14 protein-coding genes are annotated in these 22,705 nt (G+C 62.3%); 13 read left to right on the forward strand and 1 reads right to left on the reverse strand.

Annotated features, from left to right (window positions below; all coding sequences use genetic code 11):
- The first annotated feature begins 1 nt into the window (after position 1).
- From BDB13_RS05325 to BDB13_RS05390, 13 genes are all read left to right on the forward strand, one after another.
- Complete coding sequence (locus BDB13_RS05325; protein ID WP_094270725.1) at positions 2-1,153, forward strand: acyl-CoA dehydrogenase family protein; 1,152 nt, start codon at positions 2-4, stop codon at positions 1,151-1,153.
- 117 nt (positions 1,154-1,270) lie between these two features.
- A complete protein-coding gene (gene glf / locus BDB13_RS05330) occupies positions 1,271-2,485 on the forward strand; it encodes a UDP-galactopyranose mutase (protein WP_094270726.1) in 1,215 nt (404 codons plus the stop codon).
- A complete protein-coding gene (locus BDB13_RS05335) occupies positions 2,482-4,395 on the forward strand; it encodes a glycosyltransferase (RefSeq protein WP_094270727.1) in 1,914 nt (637 codons plus the stop codon). Before glf ends, BDB13_RS05335 begins: the two co-directional genes overlap by 4 nt.
- Positions 4,376-4,894: a phosphatase PAP2 family protein gene (locus BDB13_RS05340; RefSeq protein ID WP_094270728.1), complete on the forward strand. Its 519-nt coding sequence runs from the start codon at positions 4,376-4,378 to the stop codon at positions 4,892-4,894. The genes BDB13_RS05335 and BDB13_RS05340 overlap by 20 nt, the downstream gene beginning before the upstream one ends.
- Positions 4,891-5,796: a decaprenyl-phosphate phosphoribosyltransferase gene (locus tag BDB13_RS05345; protein WP_094270729.1), complete on the forward strand. Its 906-nt coding sequence runs from the start codon at positions 4,891-4,893 to the stop codon at positions 5,794-5,796. The genes BDB13_RS05340 and BDB13_RS05345 overlap by 4 nt, the downstream gene beginning before the upstream one ends.
- On the forward strand, positions 5,774-7,702 hold the full coding sequence (gene zomB / locus BDB13_RS05350) for a flagellar motor control protein ZomB (RefSeq protein WP_094270730.1): 1,929 nt from the start codon (positions 5,774-5,776) through the stop codon (positions 7,700-7,702). Before BDB13_RS05345 ends, zomB begins: the two co-directional genes overlap by 23 nt.
- Positions 7,703-8,017: 315 nt before the next feature.
- Entirely contained in the window at positions 8,018-9,019 is a 1,002-nt protein-coding gene (locus BDB13_RS05355) for an alpha/beta hydrolase (protein ID WP_094270731.1), read from the forward strand.
- Positions 9,020-9,285: 266 nt separating this feature from the next.
- Entirely contained in the window at positions 9,286-11,172 is a 1,887-nt protein-coding gene (locus BDB13_RS05360) for an alpha/beta hydrolase-fold protein (protein ID WP_094270732.1), read from the forward strand.
- A gap of 123 nt (positions 11,173-11,295) precedes the next feature.
- Positions 11,296-11,853 carry a DUF732 domain-containing protein gene (locus BDB13_RS05365; protein WP_094270733.1) on the forward strand — a complete coding sequence of 186 codons (558 nt, stop codon included), beginning with the start codon at positions 11,296-11,298 and terminating at the stop codon, positions 11,851-11,853.
- A gap of 3 nt (positions 11,854-11,856) precedes the next feature.
- A complete protein-coding gene (locus BDB13_RS05370) occupies positions 11,857-12,810 on the forward strand; it encodes a cutinase family protein (RefSeq protein ID WP_094274694.1) in 954 nt (317 codons plus the stop codon).
- 461 nt (positions 12,811-13,271) lie between these two features.
- Positions 13,272-15,161 carry a long-chain-fatty-acid--AMP ligase FadD32 gene (fadD32, locus tag BDB13_RS05380; protein WP_094270735.1) on the forward strand — a complete coding sequence of 630 codons (1,890 nt, stop codon included), beginning with the start codon at positions 13,272-13,274 and terminating at the stop codon, positions 15,159-15,161.
- A gap of 37 nt (positions 15,162-15,198) precedes the next feature.
- Positions 15,199-20,178 (forward strand): polyketide synthase Pks13, encoded by a 4,980-nt coding sequence (pks13, locus tag BDB13_RS05385; RefSeq protein WP_094270736.1) that lies wholly within the window; start codon positions 15,199-15,201, stop codon positions 20,176-20,178.
- Positions 20,175-21,716, forward strand: a complete 1,542-nt coding sequence (locus BDB13_RS05390; protein ID WP_094270737.1) for an acyl-CoA carboxylase subunit beta — start codon at positions 20,175-20,177, stop codon at positions 21,714-21,716. The genes pks13 and BDB13_RS05390 overlap by 4 nt, the downstream gene beginning before the upstream one ends.
- Positions 21,717-21,749: 33 nt before the next feature.
- Here the strand turns inward: BDB13_RS05390 and BDB13_RS05395 are convergent, their stop codons facing one another.
- Complete coding sequence (locus BDB13_RS05395; RefSeq protein ID WP_094270738.1) at positions 21,750-22,667, reverse strand: LysR family transcriptional regulator; 918 nt, start codon at positions 22,665-22,667, stop codon at positions 21,750-21,752.
- Positions 22,668-22,705: the final 38 nt, after the last annotated feature.

The following is a 22,705-nucleotide window of genomic DNA, read 5'->3' on the forward strand; positions in this document are numbered from 1 at the left end:
CATGGCTACCAAGCGCAAGCCGTCGTGGTACGACGACGAGATCACCGCAGTAGCCGAACTGGCCCGCGGATTCTTCGATCGTGAACTGATCGCCAAGCGCGAGCAGTGGGACAGCCAGCATCGCGTCGACCGCTCCGTGTGGCTCGAAGCCGGCAAGCTCGGACTCCTGTGCTGCTCCATCCCCGAGGAATACGGCGGGGGCGGTGGAACATTCGCGCACGACCTGGCGATCTTCGAGGCGCAGGGATACTGCGGCGACTACGCGCTTGGTAACTCCGTACACAGCGGAATCGTCGCGCACTACGTGCTCGAATACGGCAACGAGGAGCAGAAGCAGGCGTGGCTGCCGGGCATGGCGACGGGCGAGATCCTGGGCGCCATCGGCATGACCGAACCCGGCACCGGGTCCGACCTCAAAGCCATTACGACCTCGGCTATCCGGGACGGCGACCACTACGTGGTGAACGGGTCCAAGACCTTCATCACCAACGGTGGCAGTGCCGACATGATCGTCCTCGCCGTGAAGACCGATCCCAAGGCCGGTGCCAAGGGCGTCTCACTCCTGATCGTCGACCTGCGTGACTGCGAAGGCTTTGCGGTCGGCCGAGTCCTGGACAAGGTCGGACAACACGGAGCCGACACGTCGGAGCTCTCCTTCACCGACGTACGCGTTCCCGTCTCGAATCTCCTGGGCGAGTCCGAGGGTCTCGGCTTCGGGCAGTTGATGGCGCAGTTGGTGCAGGAACGTCTCATCATCGGCGCGCAGGCCATCGGCACCATGGAACGCGCAGTCGAAGAGACCGTGGCTTACACAAAAGCGCGTCAAGCGTTCGGGCACAGCCTCTTCGAGTTCCAGAACACCGCCTTCGAGTTGGCTGAATGCCAGACCATCACCCGCACCTGCCGTGTTTTCCTCGACAGTTGCATCGAGGATCACCTCAAGGGCGAACTGGACGGCTCCGACGCCGCGATGGTCAAGTACTGGCTCACCGAGCAGCAGTGCGCCATCGTCGACCGGTGCGTTCAGCTCTACGGCGGGTACGGCTACATGCGTGAATACCCGATCGCGCGCATGTACGAGGACTCCCGCGTGCAGAAGATCTACGCCGGTGCCAACGAAGTGATGAAGGGCATCATCGCGAAGAGCCTGTAAAACACCCGAGCCGGTACATACCTGAGACGGTGTGTGCCGGCGGGTTGGGTCCGTGACAGGTGTGATCACTACTGCTAATACACCCCCCGCCTCGCAGGTCCGATACCCTGGTTCATCGTGACCGCTGCTAATTCTGAGACCACCCCTGCCCAGTACGACCTCATCGTCGTCGGTTCGGGATTCTTCGGGCTGACCATCGCCGAGCGTGCCGCTACCCAACTGGGTAAACGCGTGCTGGTGCTGGACCGCCGTCACCACCTGGGGGGTAATGCGTACTCCGAGGCGGAACCGGAGACGGGCATCGAGATCCACAAGTACGGTGCTCACCTGTTCCATACCTCCAACAAGAAGGTCTGGGACTACGTCACCCAGTTCACGGAGTTCACGAGCTACCAGCACCGCGTCTTCGCGCTGCACAAGGGCCAGGCGTACCAGTTCCCCATGGGCCTCGGTCTGGTCTCGCAGTTCTTCGGCCGCTACTTCACGCCCGAAGAGGCGCGTGCGCTCATCGCCGAGCAGTCCAGCGAGATCGACGGCAAGGACGCATCCAACCTCGAGGAAAAGGCGATCTCCCTGATCGGGCGCCCCCTCTACGAGGCGTTTGTACGCGACTACACGGCCAAGCAGTGGCAGACGGATCCCACCGAACTGCCCGCAGCCAACATCAGTCGCCTGCCGGTTCGCTACAACTTCGACAACCGTTACTTCAGCGACACCTACGAGGGTCTGCCGGTCGACGGTTACACCGCGTGGCTCGAGAACATGGTCACCGACCCGAAGATCGAGATCCGCCTCGACACCGACTACTTCGACGTCCGTGACGAACTGCGCAGCGCAAACCCCGACGCGCCCGTCATCTACACCGGTCCGTTGGATCGCTACTTCGACTACTCCGAAGGTGAACTGGGCTGGCGCACCCTCGACTTCGAGACCGAAGTTCTGCCCGTCGGCGACTTCCAGGGCACCCCGGTCATGAACTACAACGACGCAGACGTTCCGTTCACCCGCATCCACGAGTTCCGTCACTTCCACCCGGAACGCGAGTACCCGGCGGACAAGACCGTGATCATGCGCGAGTTCTCCCGCTTCGCGGAGTCCACGGACGAGCCGTACTACCCGATCAACACGCCCGAGGATCGCGACAAGGTCACCGCGTACCGCTCGCGCGCCAAGAAGGAAACCGCCGACAACAAGGTGCTGTTCGGCGGCCGCCTGGGCACCTACCAGTACCTGGACATGCACATGGCCATCGCCAGTGCGCTGACCATGTTCGAGAACACCCTGCGTCCGCATCTGGAATCGGGTGCGGAATTGGCAGGGGAGAGCGAATGAACGCGCGTCATCTACTCGACGGCGAAGAAGCCGTCAACGGCGACGAGGTGAGCTACCTCGGCAAGTCCCTGCTTCAGCGGATCATCCTGCCGCGAGCCGGCGAACCTCTCGACGTCCGCACCCTGTACTTGGAAGAGTCCTGGAGCAACAGTCGCCGGGCGCACTCCACCTCACGCACCTCGGTCGCCCTCGGCGCCGAGACCGAGGTTTCGTTTGCCACCTACTTCAACGCATTCCCCGCCAGCTATTGGCGACGCTGGTCCATCCTGAAATCGGTGGTCCTGCGTCTCGAACTGTCCGGTCACGGACGCGTCGACATCTACCGCTCCAAGGCCGATTCCTCGCGAATTCACGTGGAGGGCAAGGAATTTGCCGACGGTGATTCCGCTCTGGAATTCGATGTCGATCTCGCCCCCTTCGAAGACGGTGGCTGGATCTGGTTCGATATCACCACCGACTCGGCCGTCGTCCTCGAAAGTGGCGGCTGGTTTGCGCCTATCGAAGCTCCCGGCGAAGCGACTGTCGCCGTTGGCATTCCGACGTTCAACCGCCCGACGGACGCCGTGAAGGCGCTTGCCGCACTGGCGTCCGATCCACTGGTATCCAGTGTGATCAAGGCCGTCATCATGCCGGATCAAGGCACTCGCAAGGTTCGTGATGAACCCGGCTTCGCGGAAGCTGCTGCTGCGCTTGGTGATCGGCTTGCCATCCATGATCAGCCCAACCTCGGCGGATCCGGCGGATACAGCCGCATCATGTACGAAGCGCTCAAGAACACTTCGTGCCAGCACATCCTGTTCATGGACGACGACATCGAGATCGAACCCGACTCGATCCTGCGTGCCCTGTCCTTCTCGCGCTTCGCGAAATCGCCGATGCTCGTCGGTGGACAGATGCTCAACCTGCAGGAACGTAGCCACCTTCACGTGATGGGTGAAGTGGTCAACCGCGGCATCTTCATGTGGACGGCCGCGCCGAACGTCGAATACGACCACGACTTCTCGAAGAAGCCGCTGCGCGAATCGAAGCTCCTGCACCGCCGCATCGACGTCGACTTCAACGGCTGGTGGATGTGCATGATCCCGCGCCAGGTCGCCGAAGAAATCAAGCAGCCCCTCCCGCTCTTCATCAAGTGGGACGACTGCGAATACGGTTTGCGCGCAAAGAAAGCCGGCTACCCGACCGTCACGCTTCCGGGCGCCGCAATCTGGCATATGGCCTGGAGCGACAAGGACGACGCCATCGACTGGCAGGCGTACTTCCACCTCCGCAACCGTCTCGTCGTTGCCGCACTGCACATGCCCGGCAACGGTCGTGGTCTCGTGATCAACACGGTGAAGGCAACTCTCAAGCACCTGCTGTGCCTCGAGTACTCCACCGTCGCGATCCAGAATAAGGCAATCGAGGACTTCCTCGCCGGCCCGGAACACGTCGCGAACATGCTGCCGACCGCACTCGGAGAGGTCCACGCTCAGCGCAAGGAATTCTCCGACGCCGTCGTACTGCCGTCGTCGACCTCGCTGCCACTGCCGTCGGGTGCCGATGTCGGAGATGTGAGCTTGCCCCTCACCACCGTCGCGAAGGTGACCCGAGTTCTGCGGGCCGCTGTCCACAACGTGAAGCCGGCCAAGCCCGAACACCTCGAGCGGCCGCAGCTCAACGTGCCGACCATCGACGCCCGCTGGTTCCTGCTCTCGCAGGTCGACGGCGTTACCGTCACCACAGCGGACGGCCGCGGAGTCGTCTACCGCAAGCGCAACCCGAAGCAGGCACTCGAACTGTTGAAGGAAGCCACCCGGTTGCGCCGTGAACTCGCCGCTCGGTTCCCCGAACTCAAGAAGCAGTACCAGGACGCCGTTCCTGCTCTGACCAGCACGGAAAGGTGGGAACGTGTCTTCGGTATCTCCTGAAGTCAAGATCCTGGCCGGAATTCAATCGACAGTCGGACAGATACCGGGAGCCGTCAAGGTTGCGCGCGGGATGTCGCACTTCGGTGAGCACTCCCTCGGTTGGATCGCGATCGCAGCCGTCGGCGCTGCCGTGGACAAGCCCCGTCGACGCGAATGGGCCGGCGCAGCCGTCGGCGCATTCGGCGCGCACGCTGCTTCCGTCGTGATCAAGCGTGTCGTACGACGCAAACGACCGTCCGATCCGTCGGTGCAGGTCAACGTCACGACGCCGAGCAAGCTGAGCTTCCCGTCCTCGCACGCAACCTCGACGGCGGCGGCGGCTGTCCTGATCGGTCGCCTCACCGGGCTACCCTTACCGGCGTTGCTGGTGCCCCCGATGATGCTCTCGCGTCTGGTTCTGGGAGTTCATTACCCGACCGACGTGCTCGCCGGTGCGGCACTGGGCGCCGCATCCGCGGCGGTAGTGCGCAAGGTCGAACAGAAATTTGGAGAAAAATGAGCGAGGAAGCGACCACGGTCAGCGGACCCCCTAAGTCCCTGCCCGCCGGCATCGTCAAGGCGCTCCGCCCACGTCAGTGGGTCAAGAACGTTCTTGTACTGGCAGCGCCCATCGCGGCCGGTACAGCCACCGAGACCGACGTGCTGCTGCCCGTCGCCTTGGCATTCGTCGTGTTCTGCATGGCGGCATCGGGCATCTACCTGGTGAACGACGCGATGGACGTCGAAGCCGATCGCGCGCACCCGACCAAGCGTTTCCGTCCCATCGCGGCCGGAGTTCTGCCCGTCAACATCGCCTACGCGATGGCACTGGTGCTGCTGACCGGTTCGATTGCGCTGTCATTCGTGGCCAATTGGCAGCTCGCTGTGGTCATGGGCATCTACATTGCCGTTCAGCTCGCCTACTGCTTCGGCTTGAAGCATCAGGCCGTCATCGACATCTGCATCGTGTCGTCCGGATTCCTGCTGCGGGCTATCGCCGGCGGCGTGGCAGCCGGGATCGAACTTTCACAGTGGTTCCTGCTGATGATGGCATTCGGTTCGCTCTTCATGGCAGCCGGAAAGCGGTACGCCGAACTGAAACTGGCTGAACGTACGGGCGCCAAGATCCGCAAGTCGCTCGAGAGCTACACCATGACCTACCTGCGGTTCGTGTGGACGATGGCCGCAACGGCGTTGGTGCTCTGCTACGGCTTGTGGGCCTTCCAACAGGACGCGTTCAAGGGCACCAACTGGTACGCCATCTCGATGGTCCCGTTTGTTGTCGCCGTGCTTCGTTACGCGGTGGACGTCGACGGCGGCGAAGCCGGTGAGCCTGAGGAAATCGCGCTCGGAGACCGGGTGCTGCAATTCCTCGCAATTGCGTGGATCGGAGTAGTGGGTGTCGCTGTTTACCTCGTCTGAGTCGGCAACCAACGCCGACCCGGTCGCCGACAACGCGGCACCGCGCACCACCTCGAGTCGGGGAGTATTCCTCGGCGGGGTGGTGCTTGCTGCTGTCCTCATGTTCTGGGGAGCGTGGGAGCGTCGCTGGATCGCCGACGACGGACTCATCGTCCTGCGAACGGTGCGCAACCTGCTCGCGGGCAACGGTCCCGTCTTCAATGCGGGGGAGCGAGTCGAAGCGAACACGAGTACCGCGTGGACGTACATCGTCTACGCGTTCGGTTGGCTGACGCAGATCCGCCTCGAATATGTTGTTCTGACAATCGCATTGGTGCTCTCGACCGCCGCCGTCGTTCTGGCGATGCTCGGAACCGGCCGCCTCTATCGCGGAATTCGACCCACCACCGGTGGAACTATTCTGCTGGTTCCGGCCGGAGTGCTCGTCTACATCGCAGTCCCGCCCGCCCGAGATTTTGCGACGTCCGGACTCGAGACCTGCCTGGTGATTTTCTGGATCGCCCTGCTGTGGCTGCTCCTGGTGCGGTGGGCAACAGCATCTGTTCCGTCGACGTCGTCGATTCTGGTTCTTTCGTTTGTCGCCGGACTCGGACCCCTCGTGCGCCCGGAGATGGCGATTCCCGGGGCGCTCGCGCTGATGATGATCGTCGCCTCCGCGTCTCTGACGTGGAAAGTTCGCGCGATGATCGTGGTTGTCGCGGGATTGACTCCGGTTGCGTATCAAATCTGGCGGATGGGCTACTACGGGCTTCCCTACCCCAACACCGCGGTATCGAAAGATGCCGGCGGCGCCAAGTGGTCACAGGGCTTCGCGTACCTGTGGAACCTCGTCGGACCGTATCTTCTGTGGCTGCCGCTGCTGTTCCTGTTGGTCGGCGCGCTGTTCTTTCTCATGTCGGGCCGAACCCGGCGCAAGCCTGAAGCACCTGAAGCCGCTGACGGGCCTGCGAGGTCGCGTTGGCTTCGGTTGCAGGCGTGGTTGCGCACTCCACGCGCCGTCGTCGCTTTCATGCTCGGCAGCGGCCTGATCCTGGGCCTTTACTCGCTCCGCGTCGGCGGCGACTTCATGCACGGACGCGTTCTGCTTCCCGTGCTGTTCTGCCTGCTTGTTCCGGTGGCCGTCATACCGCTGCGGGTTCCGGCTCGCGCGGCATTCGGACGCAACCGGGACAGTGCAGTGTTCGGTATCTCGGCCCTGCTGTGGGTCGGGACGGTCGTGTGGGCATTCTTCGCGGCCAATACGACGGGCATGCCCGAAGGATCCGTCGTCGGACGCTCGGGCATCGTCGACGAGCGCGCGTTCTACGCCCTCAATACCGGCCACGCGCATCCGATCCGGGCCGAGGACTACCTCGACTACCCGCGGATGCGAGCGATGGTCGAAACCATCGCAGCGACGCCCGAGGGTGGGCTGCTCATCTCCGGCCCGAGTTACGACTCGTGGTTCGTTGTCCCCCCGCCCGGGCCGATCGATGAACCTGCCGAGCACGTCGTCTTCTTCCTCAACCTCGGTATGACGAGCATGAACGTCGGACTCGATGTTCGAGTCCTCGATCAGATGGGGTTGGCGTACCCGCTCGCCGCACACACCGAAAGACTCGAAGACGGTCGAATCGGTCACGACAAGAACCTGTACGCGGACTGGGTAGTAGTCGATACGGGAATGGTGGACGTCCGTCCGTGGCTGCCGTACTTCCTCGACGAGGATTGGGTTGCGGATGCAAAACTTGCGCTGACCTGTCCCGAAACCCAGGAATTGCTCACGTCGTATCGTAGTGAGCTCACCTGGCCGAGGTTCAAGCAGAACTTCCGGCAGGCATTCGATCTCGCGAAATATCGCTTCGATCGGGTGCCGGCCTATGAATTGCAGCGGTGTGGTTTAGTGCCGCCGGAGCCGGCAAAGTGATGCGTATCACTGTGCAACTTCGGTGCGAGTGTTGCGATCCTGTAACACCGCGCTGATCGGCGTCGATGTATTCGAAGACGATTCACCTACCCGAAATACTCCGGTGAGTGCTAGGGAAGAACGGCTCGGTTGCCGAGATCCATTTGTCACACAGGAACCTGTGACATAAGGTCCACCGAGCGCAGTGTGACTTGGAACGAGGTCCGCCGTCAGCCCAGATTGTCGGGGCTGACGGAAAAGCCTGTTCCCCGACGGAATCCGTCGGTATCTCTCCTCCCGGAGTGGTGCCGCAGACGAAGAGAGAGAGCAGTATTCATGCGTTTTGCCAGAACGGGGCTATCGCAGCGCCTCAAGCACCGAGCACTTGCAATCGGTGCCGCAGCACTTGTGCTTCCCCTCGCCGCAGGCGTCGCCGGTAGCGCTGTTGCTACCGCTGCTCCCGCTCCCGCGCACTCCGCCCCGTGGGGTGGATTCGAGGAACTCTGGGTTCCCTCCACCATGGGCAACATCAAGGTGCAGGTCCAGTGGGCCGCACGCGGCGGAAACGCAGCTCTCTACTTGCTCGACGGCCTTCGTGCTCGTGACGACGCCAACGCGTGGAGCTTCGAGACCAACGCGCTCGAGCAGTACCGCGGCGACAACATCACCCTGGTGATGCCCGTCGGCGGACAGTCCAGCTTCTACAGCGACTGGTACGCGCCCTCGAACTTCAACGGTCAAGAGATGACCTACAAGTGGGAAACCTTCCTCACGGAAGAGCTCCCGAACTTCCTCGCGAACTACGGTGTCTCGCCCAACAACAACGCCGTTCTCGGCCTGTCGATGGGTGGCAGTGCTGCACTGACTCTCGCCGCTTACCACCGCGATCAGTTCAAGTTCGCAGGCTCGCTGTCGGGCTACCTGAACATCTCGGCTCCCGGAATGCGTGAAGCCATCCGCGTCGCAATGCTCGACTCGGGCCGTTTCAACGTCGACTCCATGTGGGGACCCCCGTGGAGCCCGGCTTGGCTGCGTAACGACCCGTTCGTCTTCGCTCCGCGCCTGAAGGGCCTGTCGATGTACATCTCGGCATCCAGCGGTCTGCCCGGACAGTACGATCAGCCCAAGGGCGTTATCGGCTACTACAACACCGCCAACGCGATGGGCCTCGAGGCAATTGCACTGGCCAACACCCGCGCATTCCAGGTCCGGATGAACACGCTCGGCATTCCGGCCACCTACAATTTCCCGTCCAACGGAACCCACATGTGGGCCTACTGGTCTGCGGAACTGTTCAATGCCCGCAATCAGATTCTCGACACCATGAACGCTCGGTAATCGTGACTTAGTCACTTCACCAGTGCCGTTTCGGACTCCTGAAAAGGAGATCGGAGCGGCACTTGTGCGTTCAAGGAATGACGTAAACCTAGACTTCGGTAACAATTGCACCATCAGTAACAGCGCGCCGACCCCGCGCGTGACTCCTTTGCGTGTAGAAAGAGTTTCGACTGGGGTCCGGCCGCTGAACTGGCGCACCGATGCTTATTTGCCTCGATGATCAAGCCCGACGATCAAGACCGGACGTAAGGAAAGAGAGTGAACTCATGCGAGTAGGCCTTGCCAGGGCGGACCGTCGTCGGTCCCACGGGACTTATCGATCGAAGGTCGTCGGAACGCTGGCAGCTCTGCTGGTCCTGCCGATCGCGGCAGGTCTGACGACTGCAGGCACCGCCACCGCTGCCCCCGTCCCGGCGCTCACCGCACCGGTCGCGACCCAGAACCAGGGCGGCGCGACTGTCGGCAAGGTCGAGTGGCTCAGCGAGCGTCGCGTCGCACTGTGGATCAACTCTCCGTCGATGGGCATTCCGATTCAGGTTCAGGTTCTCCTGGCCCGTGACTGGAATGTGACTCCGACGGCGTCCTTCCCCTCCGTCTGGATGCTCGACGGCCTTCGCGCCACCGACATCGAGAACGGTTGGACCGCCGAAACCGACGCAGAATCGTTCTACGCGGACAAGAACGTCAACGTGATTCTTCCCGTGGGCGGTCAGTCCAGCTTCTACGCCGACTGGCTCAAGCCCGACAACGGCGTCTTCTACCAGTGGGAAACATTCCTGACGAAGGAACTGCCGTCCATTCTCGAGAACGACTGGCGAACCACGCAGACTCGTGGCGTCGTCGGACTCTCCATGGGTGGCACGGCTGCGATGGCCCTCACCGCACGTAACCCAGGCTTCTTCAAGTTCGCAGCGTCGCTGTCCGGAATCCTGACGACGACTTCGCTCGGTATGCCCCAGGCAATCGGCTACGCGATGAACGACGCCGGACAATTCGACTCCACCGCTATGTGGGGCCCGCCGTCCAACCCCGCGTGGGCTGCTCACGATCCGTACTCGATCGCAGACAAGCTCAAGGGCGTCAGCCTGTACGTCTCCAGTGGTAGCGGTACCACCGGTCCGTACGACCAGCCGTCTCTGGTTCCCGGCGTCAGCACCAATTACGCCGGCATGGGCCTCGAAATTCTGGCTCGACTGACGTCGCAGACATTTGCGACCAAGCTCAACACCCTCGGCATTCCCGCCCAGATCAACTACCGTCCGTCCGGCACGCACTCGTGGCCGTACTGGCAGTTCGAGCTTCATCAGCTGTGGCCGCAGCTCGCCAACGCAATCGGTACCGATGTAGAGAAGCCTCTCTGCGGCGCTTCCGGTGCGATCGGTGCAACAGCAGCGGCAAACACCTGGATCGGTGACTGTGTCACGTCCGAGTACAGCGTCGCCGGTGGCCTTGCTCAGGACTTCCGTAACGGCCGCATCTACTGGACCTCGGGTACCGGTGCCAATCCTGTTGCCGGCCGCATTGCCGGCGAATACATGAACAACGGTGCAGCAGCCGGCCCGCTCGGCTTCCCGACCACCCCGGAACTGGGAACGCCCGACGGACGTGGACGCTACAACCACTTCCAGAAGGGTTCCATCTACTGGACCCCGCAGACCGGCGCGCATGCAGTGAGCGGACCGATCTTGGACGAATGGTCCCGGCAGGGATGGGAAGGTGGCCCGCTCGGCTACCCGGTTGCTGCCGCGATCGCGACTCCCGGCAAGGCCGGCAACGTGCAGGGCTTCGAAATCGGAGCGATGTACAACAGCGACAACGGCACCTACGCGGTCATGGGCATGATCATGGCCAAGTACGGCGAACAGGGCTGGGAAGGCGGATGGCTCGGCTTCCCCAAGTCCAATGAAGGTGTGGTCAAGGACAACGGCCGCTTCACCGAGTTCGACGGCGGCAACATCTACTGGAGCCCCGCATCTGGTGCCTGGACCGTCGCCAACGGACCGATTTTCGACGGCTGGAAGAGCGTCGGCTACGAAGCCGGCAAGATCGGATTCCCGATCAGTGACAAGTTCGACATCCCCGGCGGAGTTCAGCAGAACTTCCAGTTCGGCTGGATCACGGTGATCGGCGACAAGACCGAAGTTCACCAGTAGAACTGCTCGATACGTACGACACGTACCGCACGACGGGCGGGCCCGATCACTGATCGGTGCTCGCCCGTCGTGCGTTGCGTAACCTGATGATGGACTTTCGACTGAAGGCAAGGATGGACATTGATGTCGCTTTTCTCGGGTAACCGAAACACGTTTGCGCGCGCGATCGCGGTGGGATCTCTGGCGCTCGCCACCGGTGGCCTACTGGTCGCCTGTGGCAGTGACGATTCGACCGTCACATCCACTCCGGTGACATCGTCCGTCGTGGCGTCTTCTTCTTCGGCCGCCCCGAGCAGTTCAGCTTCGGCGTCCACGACTACGACGGTCTCAGCGCCGCCCACCAGCCCCGGAGCGGCAGCTACGGCACCGCCGGAGCAGCCCCAGAGCATCGAAGGTTTCCCGGGTCCGACAAACGTGGAGGTCAGCCCCAAAGCGCAGGCGTTCCTCGACGGTCTGAAGGCAAAGGGTATTACTCCGGAGGGTGACGGCAGCATTGCCGTCAACACCGCCAACTACATCTGCGCTGCCAACGTTCAGGGCACCTCCGACGCCGAGGTCTTGGCACTGGTCACCGCTGTTGTGGGCTCCGCGGCTCCGGACGGCACCGCGATCACACCCGAGCAGGCCACAGCGAACGCGCAGATCTACATCGACGTCGCCAACGCCACTTTCTGCAAGTAGATGATGGCGCGAGGCGGAAAGCGGCGGGGTTGTCTGATCCCGCTGCTGATCATTCTGGTGGTTGCTGCCGTCGTGATCGGCGGTTGGTACATCCTTGCCGGTCGCGTTCCGTCCCCGGTGCCGTTGCCGCCGGGTCCGGAAAAGCCGACGACGCAGCCGGCCAACTGTACCGATGTCCAGGTAGTTGCCATCCCGGGAACATGGGAATCCAGCGCCACGGATGATCCGTACAACCCGACGGCTAATCCGGCGTCGTTGATGCTCAACGTCACCAGGCCGTTGCAGGGTCAGTTCGATCCGTCACGCGCTGACGTCTACACCGTTCCGTACGTCGCGCAGTTCTCCAATCCGGTTGCGTTTCCTCCGGACGGACAGCAGTCGTACAACAACAGCCGGGCTGCGGGAACTGCTGCTACCAACGATTTTCTGGTAAAGCGTCACGCTGAATGTCCGCTGACGAGCTATCTGCTGACCGGCTTTTCGCAGGGTGCTGTCATTGCCGGAGATGTTGCCGCCGATATCGGCAACGGGACGGGCGCAGTGCCGGCAGATCTGGTTCTGGGAGTCGGGCTGATTGCCGACGGGCGTCGTGATCCGGCCCATGGAATCACCGTTGGCCCCAGCGTTGCCGGAGTAGGTGCAGAACTGTCCTTGAACGGGCTGAAGCTGCCGGGTCTCACGATGACCGGTGCCCGCGAAGGTGGGTTCGGGAAACTCGACGATCGGACTTATCAGATCTGCGCGCCCAGCGACGGAATCTGTGACGCTCCGCCGGCGGCATTGAACCCGGGAAACCTGCTGACTTCCCTGCCTCGCCTGTTGGAGTACTACAACAATCCTGTGCATGCCCTGTACAACTCATTCCAAGTCGATCCGGATGGCACGACGGCCACCCAATGGATGGCACAGTGGGCGGCTGACAAGATAAATGCTGCACCGACTCCACCGCACAGTTGATGCCGCTGGATTGGTCGCAGGTGAAATGCAGAAATGATCCGACTTGTCCTCTAAAGTGCTGTCACGTAGGTGACTCACGAGTAGGTTCGATACGCCGGAGTCACTCGACCACGCACGTCTGTCCGACAGACGCGATCCGTTCGACACAGGAGAAGCGATACATGAGTTCACCGACGGCCGCCCGGCGCGCCGCGTACCCCGGTTCACAGCCGGCTACGAGGTGGTCATGATCACGGCTCGCGATCGGGGTTTTCACGCTTCGCCGAGGTGGATCGAGTGCACCGGCGATGCGGACGATGCGGATCTGTAACATATCGATGGTTTGGGATCGATGAAGTGATTCAGGTGAGTTGCGCACGTAGTGCGATTGGATTGATCGAAGATATACCCGAGAGAGCGAAGGAAGTCTGGGGCGCAAGCATGACCAAATATGCTTGTGTGATCGCTTCGGAGGAGATGGAATGAACGCGCTGTTCGATGGTTTTCTCGACGAGAAGGGCCGGATTCGCCTTAAAGAAGGCTTTACTCTGGTCGATTATGTCGAGCAACACTCGCGTGTCAACGCGGACGAGCTTGCGTACCGCTACATCGATTACTCACGTGAGCGTGACGGCGAAGCGCAGGAGTTGACGTGGCACCAGTTCGGTGTACGTCTGCGCGCTGTTGCTGCGCGTCTGCAGCAGGTCACCAAGCGCGGCGACCGAGTGGCGATTCTGGCGCCCCAGGGCCTGGACTATGTAGTTTCGTTCTTCGCGGCCATTCAGGCCGGTTCCATTGCCGTTCCGCTTTTCGATCCCGACGAGCCCGGTCACTCCGATCGCCTGCACGCAGTCCTCGGTGACTGCAAGCCGACGGCCATCCTGACGGCCGCGTCGTCGGCCGCCGGTGTCCGTGCGCTCTTCCGGTCGCTGCCGGCTGCGGAACGTCCCCGCATCATCGCCGTCGACGCCATTCCCGACACCGTCGGTGATACGTGGGTTCGCCCCGACATCGGTTTCGACGACATCGCCTACCTCCAGTACACGTCGGGTTCGACGCGAGTTCCCGCCGGTGTGGAGATCACACACCGCGCTGTCGGAACCAATGCCCTGCAGATGGTCGACTCTCTCGAACTCACCGAGGATTCACGCGGCGTCACCTGGCTGCCCCTGTTTCACGACATGGGTCTGCTCACGGTCATCCTGCCTGCGTTCGGTGGCAAGTACATCACCATCATGAGCCCGCGGGCGTTCGTCCAGCGGCCGTACCGCTGGATCAAGGAACTCGCAGCCGCTTCGGACGATGCCGGCACATTCGCGGCTGCCCCCAACTTCGCCTTCGAGCATGCTGCTGCGCGCGGTCTGCCCAAGGACGGCGAGAAACTGGACCTGAGCAACGTCATCGGTCTGATCAACGGCAGTGAGCCGGTCACGACGTCGTCGATGCGCAAGTTCAACGAAGCCTTCGGGCCCTACGGTCTGCCCAAGACAGCGATCAAGCCGTCGTACGGAATGGCCGAGGCGACGCTGTTCGTGTCCTCGACCAAGCATTCCGACGAGGCCAAGGTCATCTACGTCGACCGCGCCGAGCTCAACAAGGGCCGCATGGTCATCGTCGATCAGAACGCAGAAAATGCGATCGCGCAGGTTTCGTGTGGATACGTCTCGCGTAGCCAGTGGGCTGCCATCGTCGATCCCGAAACTGCGACCGAGGTTCCCGACAATTACGTCGGCGAGATCTGGTTGCACGGCGAGAACATCGGCATCGGCTACTGGGGACGTCCCGACGAGACCGCCGAGACCTTCCACAACAAGCTGACCAACCGTCTGCCCGAAGACAGCCACACCGAAGACCTGCCGATGGACGCCAACTGGATGCGTACCGGCGACTTCGGCGTCTACGTCGACGGCGAGCTGTACATCACCGGACGCGTCAAGGATCTTGTGATCGTCGACGGCCGCAATCACTACCCGCAGGACATCGAGGTTTCGGCACAGGAAGCAAGCCCGGCTCTACGTCCGGGATTTGTCGCGGCCTTCGCTGTTCCGGCTAACCAGTTGCCGCCCGTCGTGTTCGCGAACTCCCATTCGGGTCTGACGTTCGACGACGACGATGCGTCGGAGCAGTTGGTCATCGTCGCCGAGCGTGCGCCGGGTGCCGGTAAGGCTGATCCGCAGCCGATCGCCGATACCGTCCGGGCCGCGATTGCGTCTCGTCACGGTGTGACGGCACGCGACATTCTGCTGGTTCCGGCCGGTTCCATTCCCCGTACATCCAGCGGCAAGATCGCTCGGCGTGCGTGCAAGGCAAGCTACATCGAGGGAACGCTGCGTGGTGGCTATCAGCAATCTGCATTCCCCGATAGCGTTTGAGGAACATTCCCTTCATGATCGGTAGCTTGGTGAGTTGATGGTTGAACAAGATGGTACGCAGGGCAATACAGTCGACTCCAGCGTGAACGGCGTCGACATGAGTGTTTCGCAGCTACGTGAGTGGCTGCGCAACTGGATTGCCAACGCTACGGGTCAGCCCGTGGCATTGATCACCGACGATCGGCCGATGGAAGAGTTCGGGCTCGCATCTCGCGATGCGGTTGCCTTGAGCGGCGACATCGAAGATCTGCTCGGCATCACGCTGACCGCGACGGTTGCGTATCAACATCCGACCATCGCCTCGCTGGCTACCCGGATCATCGAGGGTGAGCCCGAAGCGCCCGAGGAGACTATTGACGCGTCGTACTACGCGTCAGGTGCCGCGACGGATGCTCATGACATCGCGATCGTCGGCATGTCGACGCGTTTCCCCGGCGCCGGGCACACCCCCTCGGATATGTGGGACATGCTCGCCGCGGGCCGCGACGGCATCAGCGACCTGCCTGAGGATCGTTGGGTCGAGTTCATGTCCGATCCCGCGATCAAGGCGGCGATCGAGAAGGCTCACACCAAGGGCGGTTACCTCGACGACGTCAAGGGATTCGACGCGGAGTTCTTCGCGATGTCTCCGCTCGAGGTTGTCAACGTCGATCCGCAGCAACGTCTCGCACTCGAATTGGCGTGGGAAGCGCTCGAGCATGCGCGCATCCCCGCCAGCGGACTCAAGGGCAAGCAGGTCGGTGTCTTCATCGGCAGTTCCGCCAACGATTACCAGCTGCTCGCTGTCAGCGATCCGAATGCGCATCCGTACGCATTGACCGGTACGTCGACGGCTGTCATCGCGAACCGGGTCTCGTACTTCTTCGATTTTCGCGGACCGTCCATTGCCCTGGACACCGCGTGCTCGTCCTCGCTGGTCGCGGTGCACGAGGCGGTGCGCTCGCTGCGTAGCGGCGACTCCGATATCGCTCTTGCCGGTGGTATCAACATGCTGCTGGCTCCGGCCGGAACCCTCGGTTTCGATCAGATCGGCATGCTCGCACCCGACGGCAAACTGCGCGCGTTCTCGGCTGAGGCCGAGGGCATCGTGCGTTCCGAAGGCGGCGGACTGGTTGCGCTCAAGCGTGTGGAGGACGCCGAGCGTGACGGCGATTCCATCCTGGCAGTGATCGCCGGAACAGCCATCAACCAGGACGGCCGCTCCAACGGTCTCCTCGCTCCCAACCCCGATGCTCAGGCCGACGTGTTGCGCTTCGCTTACCGCGACGCCGGCATCCTGCCGAGCACCGTCGACTACATCGAGGCGCACGGCACGGGCACCGATCTCGGGGATCCCATCGAGGCCGACGCTCTCAGCCGCGTAGTAGGTCGAGGTCGCGACGACGACAAGCCGGCACTGCTCGGTAGCGCAAAAACCAACTTCGGACACCTCGAGGCCGCAGCCGGTGCTGCCGGCCTGATCAAGGTCGTCCTGGCGATGCAGGAAAACAAGATTCCTGCGACCATCAACTACCTGGGCCCCAACCCGCACATCGATTTCGACAAGGCTCACCTTCAGGTGACGTCGGAGACGACGGACTGGCCGCGGTACACCGGCAAGGCTGTTGCGGGTGTTTCCGGATTCGGTTTCGGTGGAACCAATGCGCACGTCGTTGTTCGTGAATACGTGCCTGCTACCGCCGACGCGGATCTCGATGTCGAGACGGAAGCCGCCGGTGTTCTTGCCGAGGCTGCCGAGTCGATGGGGATTCCGGCCGACGCCGCCGCGGACCAGGCCGTTGTGCTCGCAGTTTCCGGCGCACTGCCGTCGCGTCGCCGCCGCGCCGCTGCGGATCTGGCCGACTGGCTCGAAACCGAGGCCGGCAGCACGACGCCGCTTGCCGATGTTGCGCGCGCACTCTCGCGTCGCAACCACGGTCGCTCGCGTGCGGCTGTCGTTGCCACGACTCGTTCCGAGGCAATCAGCGCATTGCGTGCCATTGCCGCCGCAAAGCCTGCTCCCGGAGTATTTTCGGCTGATTCGCCGTCGCCCAAGGGCGCGGTGTGGGTGTTCTCGGGCTTCGGCTCGCAGCATCGCAAAATGGCCAAGCAGCTGTACACGGAAAATTCGGTGTTCAAGGCAGCCGTCGACGAGGTCGATGCGCTGATCCAGGACGAAGCCGGTTACTCGGTGGCCGAGATGTTCCTCGACGATTCGCTCGAGTACAACGTCGAAACTGCTCAGGTAGCTATCTTCACCATCCAGGTCGGTTTGGCGGCACTGCTGCGTCATCACGGCGCCGACGCCGAAGCGGTTGTTCCCCACTCGATGGGCGAGGCTGCCGCGGCCTATATTTCAGGTGGCTTGAACCTCGAAGATGCTGTGCGCGTTATCTGTTCGCGTTCACGTCTGATGGGTGAGGCCGAGAGCGGCTTGGTCGGCGATGACATCCGCCTGATGGCTCTCCTCGAGTACAGTGCATCCGAGATCGAAGCACTGCTTCCCACGTACCCCAAGCTCGAGGTGTGCGTCTACGCAGCTCCGACGCACACGGTGATCGGTGGACCGCAGCCTGACATCGAAGCGATCGTTGCCGCAGCCGAGGCCGACGGAAAGATGGCTCGCGTCCTGCAGACCAAGGGCGCAAGCCATACGTCGCAGGTTGATCCGCTGCTCGGCGAACTCGCTGCCGAGTTGGCCGGTATCGAACCGGGCACGTTGAAGCTGGGTGTCTACTCGTCCGTCGACAAGGAAACCTTCTACCGGGCCGGCCACGAGCCGATCCATCAGGAGGCGTACTGGGTCAAGGGTCTGCGCCACAGCGTTTACTTCACCAACGCCGTACGGCTTGCAGTTGCCAACGGGCACACCACGTTTGTGGAGCTCGCTCCCAACCCGGTGACATTGATGTCGGTGGCTGCGACGGCATTTGATGCCGGTCTGCACGACATGGCGCTCATCCAGACGCTCAAGCGTAAAGAAGACGAGCCGGCCGGCGTTCTGGCGGCTTTGGCTCAGCTCTACGTGCACGGTCACGCCGTGAATCTCGAGTCTCTGCTTCCGGCAGGCGAATTCGCGGTCTTGCCGCGTACCGCTTTCCTGCGTAAGCCGTACTGGCTCGACATTCGTGTCAGTGCCGGTGGGGCATCCCGCGTTCCGGGTTCGCACGTTGCACTGCCTGACGGCCGCCACGTGTGGGAGGTCGACGCCGCAGTTGCCGGTGATCTGAATGCTCTCGTGACTGCCGCTGCCGCGCAGGTCCTTTCGGACGTGACGCTTACCGCAGCTGTTCCACAGGGCGATATCGCTGCTGCTTCAACGTTGACCACCACGTTGAACCCGCATCCCGGTGGTGCGTCGTTGCAGGTGCATGCACGTGAAGGTGGCAACTTCCGGTTGCTGCTCGACGCCGTCGTCACCGCGGGTGAGGCTTTGCCGGAACTTGTCGTAGCCGTACCGGTGCGGTCCACGGGCGCGATGGAAGCCTTGACCGAGGTCGTCGAAGACGCCGGAGACAAGTGGGATCCCAACGGTTCGCAGAGCCTCGACGATCGCCTCAAGATCGTTGTCGCCGAATCGATGGGGTACTCGCCGGAGGATCTGCCGGCCGAGGTTCCGCTCATCGAACTGGGCTTGGACTCGCTGATGGCGATGCGTATCAAGAACCGCGTCGAGTACGAGTTCGACATTCCGCAGTTGCAGTTGCAGGCCGTCAAGGATGCAAGCCTGCTCGAGGTCAACAAGTACCTGCGCTACGCGATCGAGAACCGCGAAGAAGTTCAGGAGATGGCGGACAAGCAGGCGGCCGAGAAGTTGGCTGCAGATGCTGCTGACGACGAAGCCGTGTCGGTGGAACCGTTGGCTGAGATGCCGGCGCCGGTTGCCGATGCTCCTACTGCTCCGGTTCCGTCTGATCCGTCGCGTGCGGGTACTGCCGACGATGCGGGATCCGATGTTCCGCCGCGAGATGCGGCCGAGCGCTTGACGTTTGCGACGTGGGCCGTAGTCACCGGTAAGTCGGCCAAGGGCATCTTCAACACCCTGCCGGTTGTCGACGACGAAATGGCCGGGAAGTTGGCGGTTCGCCTTTCCGAGCGTGCCGGCGGCGAAGTTACCGTAGACGACGTCCGTAATTCCGCCACGATCGAAGAGCTTGCCGACGTCGTGCGTCAGTACCTCGAGGACGCGGGCAAGATCGACGGCGTCGTACGCGTCTTGCGTGGCCGCCCCGAAGGGTCCACTGCCGTACCGGTATTCGTATTCCACCCCGCCGGTGGATCGACCGTCGCGTACGAACCGTTGCTCAAGCGGTTGCCTGCCGGTACGCCGATGTACGGTTTCGAGCGAGCCGAAGGTGCTATCGAAAAGCGTGCAGAAGAGTACATTCCGTTGCTCCGTGAAATTCAGGGCGACGGACCGTACGTGCTGTGTGGCTGGTCGCTCGGTGGCGTGCTGGCCTATGCGGTTGCAACCATTCTGCGGGAGCAGGGTGCTGACGTGCGGGTGGTCGGGATGCTCGACACTGTCATGGCCGGCGAGGACGTCCCCGACACCACGGAGGAGCGCCGCAAGCGTTGGGAGCGGTACGGAGCCTTCGCGAAGCGCACCTACAACCTGGATGTTCCACTGCCCGTGGATGTTCTGGCCGAGATCGAATCCGATGAAGACCAGATGCAGTTCCTGATGGACATGATCAAGATGAGCGGCGTCAAGATTCCCGGCGGCATCATCGAGCACCAGCGGACATCGTTCCTGGACAATCGCGCCATCCAGACTGCCGATTTCAAGAACTACGACGGCGACGTCGTGATCTACATGGCGGACAAGTATCACGATGAACTCATGACCCTCGAGCCTGCGTTCAAGACGCGTAAGGCAGACGGCGGTTGGGGCAGCTACGTGAAGAACCTCGAGGTCGTCTACATCGGCGGGGACCACCTGCAGATCGTCGACGAGCCGTACATCGCGAAGGTTGCGGCAGACCTCACCAAAAAGCTGGCCCAGATCGAGACAGCGGAAACCGGAGTTCAGAAGTGACGACGACCACCGCGGAGAAGCTTGCTGAACTCCGCGAAAAGCTGGAACAGGCAAAGGAACCCGGCTCGGCCCGGGCCATTGCCAAGCGTGACGCCGCCGGCCACAGCACGCCGCGCCAGCGCATCGACATGCTGCTCGATCCGGGCAGTTTCATCGAGATCGGCGCCTTGGTCAAGATGGCGGGTGAAGGTAACCCGTACAGCGACGGCGTCATGACCGGCCACGGAACGGTCGACGGGCGTCCCGTCGCCGTGTTCGCACACGATCAGACCGTGTTCGGCGGTGCTGCGGGCGAGATGTTCGGCCGTAAGGTCGCGGCTGTCAACGACTTTGCGCTCAAGGTGGGTTGCCCGGTCGTCGGTATCAACGATTCCGGTGGAGCTCGAATCCAGGACGCAGTCTCCTCGCTGGCGTGGTACGCCAATATGGGGTCGCGCCAGGAGCCGTTGTCGGGACTGTGCCCTCAGATCTCGGTGATTCTCGGCAAGTGCGCCGGTGGAGCGGTGTACGCGCCGATCAACACCGACGTCGTGGTCGCCACCGAAGAGTCCTACATGTTTGTCACGGGTCCCGACGTCATCAAGTCGGTGACCGGCGAAGAGGTCAGCCTCGACGATCTCGGTGGTGCTCGTAAGCAGGCCGAATACGGAAACATCCATCACGTCGCTCCCGACGAGAAGGCTGCTTTCGACTGGGTGCGCGAGTACTTGAGCTTCATGCCTTCCTCCTGCCGGGAGAAGGCCCCCGCGATCAACCCGGGTCTCGAACCCGAGATGACCGAGTCGGACCTCGAGCTCGATGCGTTCATGCCCGACGCCGACAATGCCGGCTACGACATGCACGACATCATTTTGCGGATCTTCGACGACGGCACCTTCCATGAAATCGGTGCCCAGGTCGCGCACAACATCATCACCGGGTTCTCCCGTGTCGACGGACTGCCCGTCGGGGTTGTGGCAAACCAGCCCACGTACCTCAGTGGCGCGCTTGATGCGGCCAGTTCCGATAAGGCTGCGCACTTCGTTCGGCTGTGCGACGCATTCAGCATCCCGCTCGTGTTCGTTGTCGACACACCCGGCTTCCTGCCGGGCGTCGAGCAGGAAAAGGTCGGCGTCATCAAGCGTGGCGGGCGTTTTCTCTTCTCGTACATCGAAGCCACCGTGCCCAAGGTGACTGTGGTGGTTCGTAAGTCGTACGGCGGCGGCTACGCCGTCATGGGCTGCAAGCAGCTCGGCGCCGACATCAACCTGGCCTGGCCCACCGCTCGTATCGCCGTGATGGGCGCCGAGGGCGCCGTCAACATCATGGGCCGTCGTCAGTTGGCCGAGGCCGGCGAGAACGCGCCTGCAGTCCGCGCGCAGTTGATCAACTTCTACAACGAGTTTGTCGCGACGCCGTACATCGCGGCTGAGCGCGGATACATCGATGCGGTCATCGCTCCGTCGGAGACTCGCCTCCAGATCCGTAAGGCCCTGAAGTTGTTGAAGGACAAGGCGGTTCACAAGAACCCGCGTAAGCACAACTTGGTCCCGCTGTAACTGTCATTTAGTTGCTTTGCTCCGGTCAGCCGCTCAGGGATTGAGCGGCTGACCGTCGAGCGCGTCGAACTGGCGGCGCAGCGCTTCGACTGCTGCCCGCACAGCCGGTCGATCACTGTCGGTTCGCCAGGCCAGGTAGATGCTGCGTCCCAGTGGCGGAATCGTGTCGAGCATTCGGACGCCTTCTGGCGGTACAACTTTCGCAAGCCGTGGAATCAGCGCGACGGCAAGTCCTTGGGCGACAAACTCTACCTGCGCGGGAAATTCGGCGACCTCGTATTCGATGCGAGGATCGAATCCTTGAGCGCGCAGCATTCTCACGGTGAAGGCGTGGAAGTCCGTGCCCGGCGTCCAGGTGGCCCAGGCTTGATCGGACAGATCGCTGAGTGCGACGATCTTGTTGTCGGCCAATGGATGTGACGCGGGAAGTGCGACGACCGCCACATCGTCGTGTACGGGGATGAACGAAATCCCGTCGGGCAGTTCGACGGGAGCGGTACTCCAACTGTCCACTACGACGATGTCCAGGTCGCGGCGGATCAGGGCCGGTAGGAGTTCTTCGGATTCGCCTTCGTGGAACGTGATCTCGAGTCGGGGATGATTTTGTTTGATCTCGGCGATTGCTCGCGGCAGCACGGTTCGACTGGGGGACACCAATGCGCCGACGCGTAGTCGACCCGTCACTTCGCTCTGCAGAGAGGCGATTTCAGCTTCGGCCTGGGCAAGTACCGAGAGGACCTCACCGGTTCGGCGCGCGAGCACCCATCCTGCTTCCGTGAGGCGCACACCGCGGCCTTGCGGTGCGAGTAGTGGCACTCCGACCTCGCGTTCGAGTTTGTTCAACTGCTGAGAAATGCCCGAAGGAGTGACGTGCAGGTCGCGGGCGGCAGCAGCCACTGATCCGGTCTCCGCGACAGCATGCAGCGCGCGTAGTCTTTCGAGATTCAACACAGTAGCAATGCTACTGAATAATCGGTGTGAATATTCGC

It is taken from the genome of Rhodococcus sp. OK302, assembly GCF_002245895.1.
Classification (GTDB): domain Bacteria; phylum Actinomycetota; class Actinomycetes; order Mycobacteriales; family Mycobacteriaceae; genus Rhodococcus_F.